The sequence below is a fragment of the Cecembia sp. genome (genome assembly GCF_007126775.1).
GTDB lineage: Bacteria > Bacteroidota > Bacteroidia > Cytophagales > Cyclobacteriaceae > Cecembia.
Window position 1 is genome coordinate 19152 of sequence record NZ_SLAP01000192.1, and the last position, 8129, is coordinate 27280.

Annotated in this window: 6 protein-coding genes; 3 read left to right on the forward strand and 3 right to left on the reverse strand. The window is 39.9% G+C overall.

Annotation, left to right across the window (positions count from 1 at the left end):
* Window positions 1-5: 5 nt before the first annotated feature.
* On the reverse strand, window positions 6-2201 hold the full coding sequence (locus QZT73_RS12885) for a DUF5916 domain-containing protein (RefSeq protein ID WP_291788536.1): 2196 nt from the start codon (window positions 2199-2201) through the stop codon (window positions 6-8).
* 151 nt (window positions 2202-2352) lie between these two features.
* On the opposite strand from QZT73_RS12885, the gene purB reads away from it, so the two are divergent.
* Window positions 2353-3699, forward strand: a complete 1347-nt coding sequence (purB, locus tag QZT73_RS12890; RefSeq protein WP_291788539.1) for an adenylosuccinate lyase — start codon at window positions 2353-2355, stop codon at window positions 3697-3699.
* A gap of 152 nt (window positions 3700-3851) precedes the next feature.
* The gene (locus QZT73_RS12895; RefSeq protein ID WP_291788542.1) at window positions 3852-5417 is read left to right on the forward strand and encodes a SulP family inorganic anion transporter; all 1566 of its coding nucleotides are present in this window, start codon (window positions 3852-3854) and stop codon (window positions 5415-5417) included.
* Here the strand turns inward: QZT73_RS12895 and ctlX are convergent.
* Together ctlX and QZT73_RS12905 are read right to left on the reverse strand one after the other, a co-directional pair.
* Entirely contained in the window at window positions 5409-6344 is a 936-nt protein-coding gene (gene ctlX / locus QZT73_RS12900; RefSeq protein ID WP_291788551.1) for a citrulline utilization hydrolase CtlX, read from the reverse strand. The genes QZT73_RS12895 and ctlX overlap by 9 nt on opposite strands.
* A 26-nt stretch (window positions 6345-6370) precedes the next feature.
* Window positions 6371-7276: a hypothetical protein gene (locus QZT73_RS12905; protein ID WP_291788545.1), complete on the reverse strand. Its 906-nt coding sequence runs from the start codon at window positions 7274-7276 to the stop codon at window positions 6371-6373.
* A 255-nt stretch (window positions 7277-7531) separates the two neighbouring features.
* Here QZT73_RS12905 and QZT73_RS12910 point away from each other — a divergent pair.
* Window positions 7532-8129, forward strand: a 598-nt coding sequence (locus tag QZT73_RS12910) for a hypothetical protein (protein ID WP_291788548.1), incomplete at its 3' end; no start/stop codon positions are given.

Consider the following 8129-nt stretch of genomic DNA (forward strand, 5'->3'; position numbering starts at 1 on the left):
CTTATTTACACATTGATCCAGTAAGTAAGTTTCAAAATTAATGCTCGGTTTTTAATTTGAAAGCTCTCTGGATGATAATTATCTGTGTAAACAACGAATAAATCGGAAACTGGTTTGAATCTCCACTGAAATCTTGTGTTGATATTTACATTTTCTATTTGACTATTGTACTGGACAAAAGTGCTGAGAAACAATTTATCCGTAAATGACACATCCATTTTAGGCCCTACTAACCATAAACTCGCATCGTTATAAGGGGTTGGCATGTCGATTTTATTGTATTCTGCAAATAGAGAAATATTTCCAAATGGCTGAAACCTGTAATTGAGGTTGGTATTGACAAAAAGCCTTTCTCCATTGAAGTATTCCCCCATATAGACTGTACTTGAATAATTTAGCAATTTCCTTGAATCAGAAGAATAAGTAAGACCCGCCCTGGTGTAAGAATAGTCCGTCCCGGCAGCCAATCTTTCTCCCCCTGTTCTGGTAGGATCAAAAGGACTAAAAAGATAGATATATTCATTGAAAAGTCTGAATTGAAGATTTGAAGTGTTTTTGAAATAAAGCCTATACACAAAAGATAGGCGCTCATCCATTTTTAATTGAAAATCTTCATCTTGATAAAGATCGTAGACCAACTGAAAAGTCTGCTGAAAAACCTTATCACTATTGATAATCATCCTGTACATCATGCTGGGTTCGAGTCTCCAATAACCCCTTCTTGGTACAAATCCAACTTCAGAATTGAAGCTTTCTCCCACATACTCGTGATTCCAACGCAAATTGAATCTTTTTGAATTGTATCCTAAAAAGCTTCCATGCGCTTTGGTATCTCCTGAGACATCTGGGCTGAAAGACTGGTGATAGAAAAATTTACCTGTCCATTTATTATCCTCGGAGGCCATGTTGTAATCCAGTCCAACTACCCTGTTAAAATCGGCAATTCTCCCAGCATCCTTTATTTGTCCTGTAGTCTGACGGTTGACAAAAATCCCCGCAATATTGGATCTGGTAAAGACTTTCTGCTGGAAAGAGGCCACTGTATAATTCTGACCGGGATAACCTACGGATTCTTCTGTTTCCGTTTGCATATTCAGAACACCCAGACGGAAATTATCTCCCAAATTCCCATTCAATCTGGCACCATAAAGGATCCGATTGTTGGTGCTTCTTCCCATACTGTCTGTGGCTATCCCTATTCTTCTAGAAAAGAAAGGCCTGATCCTCGAAAAGCCAAAATCACCAAAAAGATCTGCATTTTCCAGAAAAAACTGTCTTCTCTCTGGAAAAAACAGTTCAAAACGGTTGAGATTTGTCTGTTGTTGATCCACCTCAACCGTAGAAAAGTCTGGGTTGAAGGTTAAATCAAGATTCATAGAAGGGCTTAAAGCAACTTTGGCATCAAAGCCAGCTGCCATTCCTGAAACGGTAGCCTCTCCAGCTTGGTGATTTTTTGATGCATTTCCCGCTAAATATGGAATTACTGCAATGTTAGATCCTGGTTTTTTAAGCGGTTTATCCCAATTCAAATATCCTGAAAATGCCACACTCGCTATCCTCTGATTCAAAGGCACTGGGACCCAAGATGAACGTTCAAAATTTTTCCTGTCATTTCTCAAAAAGTTAACCCTCCATTGTGTAGCTCCCTCTGTGAACCTCAAGGTCTTAAAAGGAATGGCCATTTCAACTTCCCAACGGTCTTCGTAACGTTTAACAGAAGAAAACCATTTGTTATCCCAAACATCTGAGACGCGGTCTCCATGATGCACCAATCCCTCCATTTGAATATTGTAGGGACTGACTGAAAACATAAATCCGTTATTCCCATCATCGTAAGGTCCTAAAATGACCGCAAAGGCATCATTTTCATAAAATCGAAAGTCTCTTTTCAAGGATGAGACAACATATCCCTCTTTTGCATTTTGGTACAAGGTAGCTGCCACGTAAAGAAAATCCTCATCATACTTCATTCTGACTTCGGTCCTGGAAGAAGCTGGCATACCTTCATTGGGTATCTGTTGCGTAAATCCACTGATCAATTCTGCATCAGCCCATTCTTTGGGATCAAGCTCTCCATCTATTTGCATGACTGATACAGCAGGTTCAATATTCACTCCAAAAGCTTTCTCTTTTTTCTCCTTGTCATTGGCCAGGAGTGCATAAGGAATTAAAAAAAACAAACAGATAATCATTGACTTCATTCTTCAAGTTTAAAGTCACCAAATTTAATTGACTAAGTAAATTTTGCTTGCGGTAAAATCAAGTGCGTATACCCGCTTATTTAATTACAGATGGAAAAGTGGTTTTTCCAGTTGAAAACATAACTTTGCAATCGAAATAAACAGCAGCATCATGACACTTTCAAACTTGACAGCAATCAGTTCTGTAGATGGCAGGTATGGCAACAAAACAACGCCCCTACAGGATTTTTTTTCAGAATTTGCCCTGATCAAATACCGGGTTCATGTTGAAATCGAATATTTTATTGCCCTTTGTGAACTCCCCTTGCCACAACTTCAGCATTTTGATCACGGACTTTTCCCTAGCCTGCGTGAAATCGCCAGTAAGTTCTCCATTGAAGACGCTCAGAAAATAAAGGAAACAGAAAAGGTCACCAACCATGATGTAAAGGCCGTAGAATATTTCATCAAAGAAAAGTTTGATGCACTGAATCTGGAAATTTATAAGGAATTTATTCATTTCGGTCTAACTTCACAGGACATCAACAATACGGCTACTCCCATGATGTTGAAAGATGGACTGGAAAAAGTCATCCTACCTGCTTTGGGACAGGTAATTTATAAACTAAAAAATCAGGCTAAAGAATGGGAGGAGATCGCTATGCTAGCCAAAACTCATGGCCAACCCGCCTCCCCTACCCGCTTGGGAAAAGAATTTCAGGTGTTTATTACCCGTTTGGAAAGGCAATTGGACCTATTGAGACATGTGCCATATTCGGCAAAGTTTGGCGGAGCTACGGGCAATATGAATGCCCATTTAGTGGCATATCCTGATTTCAATTGGAACGGTTTTGCAGCGCATTTTGTATCCAAACATCTCCATTTGGAAAGGAGTTATCCCACCACCCAGATAGAACATTATGACAACCTTGCCGCTTGCTTTGACGGATTGAAAAGAATCAATACGATACTGTTAGATCTTTCTAAGGACGTCTGGCAATATGTAGCCATGAATTACTTCAAACAGAAAATCAAGGCCGGTGAGGTCGGTTCTTCTGCAATGCCCCATAAAGTTAATCCCATTGATTTTGAAAATGCCGAGGGAAATTTAGGGATAGCCAATGCCTTATTAGAGCACCTGTCTGCCAAATTGCCCATAAGCAGGCTGCAAAGAGACTTGACAGACAGTACTGTGCTCCGTGTTATTGGCGTTCCTTTGGCCCATATGTTGATTTCATTTGAATCATTAACCAAAGGTTTAAACAAATTGGAATTGAACAAGGCTGCCATTGATGCAGATTTGGAGGATAATTGGGCAGTAGTGGCAGAGGCTATACAGACCATTCTCCGAAGAGAAGGCTACCCCAAACCCTATGAAGCCCTTAAAGACCTTACAAGAACCAATACACAAATCAACAAAATATCCATTCATGCATTTATTGAAAGGCTGGATGTTTCTGATAAAATAAAGTCAGAACTGCGACAGATAAGTCCATTCAATTACACAGGTATCCAATGATTAGGGGTTTAATGTTCCGATAAAAAAGTTTTACCACAGGCTATTGCTGCTGATTTACTTTATTATTTCATTAGACGGTATACCTATTAGCCAACAAAAACCCTAAATTGGATCTTTGAAGAAGAATTGTTCTTTTTCTCAACCCGGCAAAAATGAAAAAGCATAATAATTTTCTGTTCTCTCATCTGAGCAGTGATCTTCCCGCTGGATTGGTGGTTTTTCTGGTAGCACTACCCCTTTGTTTGGGAATAGCTTTGGCTTCAGGCGCCCCCTTATTTTCAGGGATAATTGCCGGGGTAATTGGAGGATTGGTAGTAGGAGCTTTATCAGGTTCTCATACATCTGTTTCCGGGCCAGCAGCCGGTCTTACTGTGATTGTTTTGAACGCCATTACCGAACTGGGGGCTTTTGATATTTTCCTTTTGTCGGTTTTTTTGGCTGGAGTTTTCCAGCTTATCATGGGCCTTCTCAAGGCAGGAGTGATCGGCTATTATTTTCCAACTTCAGTCATTAAAGGTATGCTGGCCGGTATTGGCATCATACTTATAATCAAGCAAATACCTTATGCTCTGGGCGTTAGTGAAGGAGAAAGTCTTGCCCAGTATATCCCTTTTGTCAATGATTGGGAGGCAGTAAAAAACCTCAAGCATCTTGGGGATGATCTAGGTTGGGGAGCAATCATAATTACCGCATTATCATTGGGTATTTTGATCCTATGGGACAAACCTTTCATGAAACGGGTAAGTTATATCAAGCTTTTTCCCGGGCCATTGATTGTGGTTGTGTTGGGGATTGTTCTAAACCAACTTTTTCTAGTAACAGCACCTTCCATTTACCTGGGAGAAACAGACCGTGTCATTTTACCAATTGTAGCTTCTTGGGAAGGTTTTACAAAACTTTTTACATTTCCTGATTTTTCACAAATCAGCAATCCAGATGTCTGGTTAGCCGCCATTACAATCGGGATTATTGCCAGTTTAGAGACACTTTTAAGTCTAGAAGCCGCGGATAAAATTGATCCTTACAGAAGAATCTCACCGCCCAACAAAGAATTGATAGCCCAAGGTATAGGCAATATGGCGAATGGCATGGTAGGAGGACTTCCTGTTACGGCTGTCATCGTCCGTAGTTCTGCGAATATTGGTTCCGGAGCAAAAACAAAAATGTCTGCGATCTTTCATAGTGTCCTGCTCTTTGGAAGTGTTTTTCTTATTCCAAGTTTATTGAACTTGATTCCTTTGGCCAGTTTAGCGGCCATTCTCTTGCAGGTAGGCTACAAATTGGCAAGATTTTCTTTATTCAAAGCACAGGTAAAGTTAGGATGGGATCAGTTTTTGCCTTTTATCATCACCATAATTGGCATCATAGTCTTTGATCTTTTGATAGGGATAGGTCTGGGCATGGGTGTGGCAATCGTTTATATTTTGATGAGAAATTTTCAAAATTCCCATTTTGAAGAAAAATATTTCAAAGAGAAAGGAGAGACCATCAAAATTACCTTATCTGAAGAAGTGAGCTTCCTCAACAAAGGGGCTTTGATGAAGGCTTTGGATGAAATCCCTGATGGCAAACATGTCATTATAGATGGTTCAAAATCTGTGATCATTGATCATGATGTTCTGGAGGTCATTGAAAACTTTAAGATAAATGCACCTGGCAGAAACATTGATGTAGATACCATCAAAATTAGAGGCATAAAAGTCGGTGGTCTACACTAAAGGAAGGAATATTTCTGCCAACATACAGCGTACTGACCCACCACCAATTTTTTCAATAGTAGGAATTTCAGGTACAATAATTTCAGTGTAGCGCTGAATGGCCTGAAGTTGTACTTTATTGAGAGAAGCAAAGGCGGTAGCCGACATGACCGTAAATTTCCTACCCTCCTTATTCTTCAACTCCAGCATATTCCCTGCAAAATTAAATTTTTGCTTGGATGTAATTGGAACCATTCTTTTTCCAGTTTTTTCCAGAAATTCCTGAACCTTCAATTTCTCTGAAGCCAATGGAATGCTGTCTAGACAAACAATAGACAATTCAGATCCCACATGCATCATCACATTGGTATGGTAAATGGGCATTGTTTGATCACCAACTGCCTGTAGGGCATCAAAATCCACTAGTTTATACCCCATCAACCGTCCAAAATAAGTCAAAGGGACTTCATGTGTCCTTTCCGATCTACAAGCATAGGCCAATTTGTTAACCCTGTCCAAAACCAAGCTTCCGGTTCCTTCCAAAAACTGATTGTCTTTTTCAAAAAATGTAAGGTCAACAATTTCATTGACCAAGTAACCTGTATTGATGAGGTATTCAAGGATTTCTTTTCTCCTCTCGAGCCTTCTATTGGCTGAATACATGGGATAAAGCAGCAGTCTTCCATCCTCATGGGTACTGAACCAGTTATTCGGAAAAACCGAATCTGTTTTGATCGGTTCTTCAGAATCATCCACCACCAAAACAGTAATTCCTTTTTCCTGTAGTACCTTCACAAAGGCATCGAATTCTACCCTGGCTAGATCATTGATTTCTTTTGCAGGCCTGGAGTCTTTTTTTTGGTAAAAATTATTGCTGGCAGTTTCCGGGTTGAAACCAAAATTGGCCGGACGGACCATTAATACTGTAGAAGTAGTTTGCTGCACCATAGAAACTTTATTTGACAGCAAATTACTTATTTTTTACCATACCGATACAGTACAGGGTGAATATTAAACCGCATCTCACTCAGCGTATAATAAGCTTCACCTTGGGGATCAAATGCAATGGCTTCACCTTGGGGCTCAGGTTTGTAGGGTAAAATTTTTGCTTTTCGCTTCAAAGCTTCAGGCACTGTCTCTCCTATTTCCCTTTCCCAATAGAAGACCATCAGGTAATTTTTGATGATTATCTGTGAACCATCTGCTGAGATATCTCCTGCCACCGACATGGTAAAAGGCAGTTCCATAATTCTTTCGAGCACATATTCCCCCTGGGCGAAAGCTGATTGAGGAGCCCTGTATAAAATATTGACCGAATCCCTTTTGGACAAGATAAATATATCATGCGAAATGGGATCAACCATAAGTGTCTCGGCATCCTTTGCTCCATCTGGATAATTGAGAATTAAGATTTCCGGATTCACTTCTACTTCATCCTGTAAGAGATTGGGTTCAGGAATCCTGAAAATTTTAATTTGATCGTATTTGGCATTGTTATCCCCTATTTCGCCAACATAGATATAGGGACGGTCTTTTTCAGGGCCTGGACCTATGGCAATATCTTCCCAATCCCTATTCTCTACTCCCAGCAATTTAATTTGTCCAACATGCCGTCCTGTTGTGTCTAACATATATACAATTGGATCCCCTCCACTGTCATTGTGGGTATATAAAATACCGGGATGCATTCTTGAAAAAACCAATCCACTCGCCTCATCAATTGCCTTATTGTGAATTTTACCCATACTTTTGGGACCTGTAAACAAAGAATCCTGATAAGCTGGTATGACAGGTAAAACCTTGGCCTGAGGCACCTTTACAGAGATCCATAATGGCAGTGCTAAAAATAGCATAAAGGTTTTCACAAGGAAATATTTCATTGTTGTCATGTAGTTGGAAACGTAGCTCAAATTAAATGGTTTATTAAGAAATGTTAAACTTTTACAGATGCCTAATTAACTGACCACTCAAATAATATTTTTCCCATTGTTTGATTTTTGTAAGTATTACTTTAAATCCTATTCTCACATAGAAAAGTATTATCTTAACTTTGTGACAGAAATTGAGAACAAAAACAGCTGATTGTGAATGTTTTGACCTCCATTCTCTTATCCTTAGAACCTAAGCACCTCAAAGTGAAAACCAGCAAATCCCCAGATCACCCATTATTATTCGTAATTGGCCTAATAACCATGCTATGGCTTAGCCCAAAACCTCAATCCTATGCCCAAGAAGAACAAAGACCAGGAATAGGACACTTCAGAGGCAATATCAGCGTCACCAATAATGGCCTCTCTTTGATTCCTGCATTTTCCTTAAACCGTCCTGCTGCTATATTTGAACTGTCTTTGGGAGGAGAGCGCTTAAGCTTTGACCCTGAGATGCGGTTTGCCTTGGATGGACAACCTTGGTCCTTTATATTTTGGTGGAGATACAAAATCATCAAATCGGAAAAGTTCAGGTTGAGTCTAGGTGCCCATCCGGCATTTATTTTTGAAAATACATTGGTGGATGACGGTACAGGAAATATGATTGAAAGCATGGAGGCCAAACGCTTTTTTGCAGGTGAGATATCTCCCAGTTATGTCTTTAGTGACAAAGCCAGACTCAGTTTCCTCTACCTAGCGGGAAGAAGCTTAGGAAAAGTCCCTTTTGCCCTCAACCAATTTGTGGCCACAGGAGCCCATTTCACCAAAATCCCTCTGTCAGAAAAGTATTTCTTCAATGCCAGTC

Bases quoted from the DNA above. Each gene is read 5' to 3' on its own strand.
- QZT73_RS12885 (WP_291788536.1), bottom strand. From the start codon at position 2,201: ATGAAGTCAATGATTATCTGTTTGTTTTTTTTAATTCCTTATGCACTC.
- purB (WP_291788539.1), top strand. From the start codon at position 2,353: ATGACACTTTCAAACTTGACAGCAATCAGTTCTGTAGATGGCAGGTAT.
- QZT73_RS12895 (WP_291788542.1), top strand. From the start codon at position 3,852: ATGAAAAAGCATAATAATTTTCTGTTCTCTCATCTGAGCAGTGATCTT.
- ctlX (WP_291788551.1), bottom strand. From the start codon at position 6,344: ATGGTGCAGCAAACTACTTCTACAGTATTAATGGTCCGTCCGGCCAAT.
- QZT73_RS12905 (WP_291788545.1), bottom strand. From the start codon at position 7,276: ATGAAATATTTCCTTGTGAAAACCTTTATGCTATTTTTAGCACTGCCA.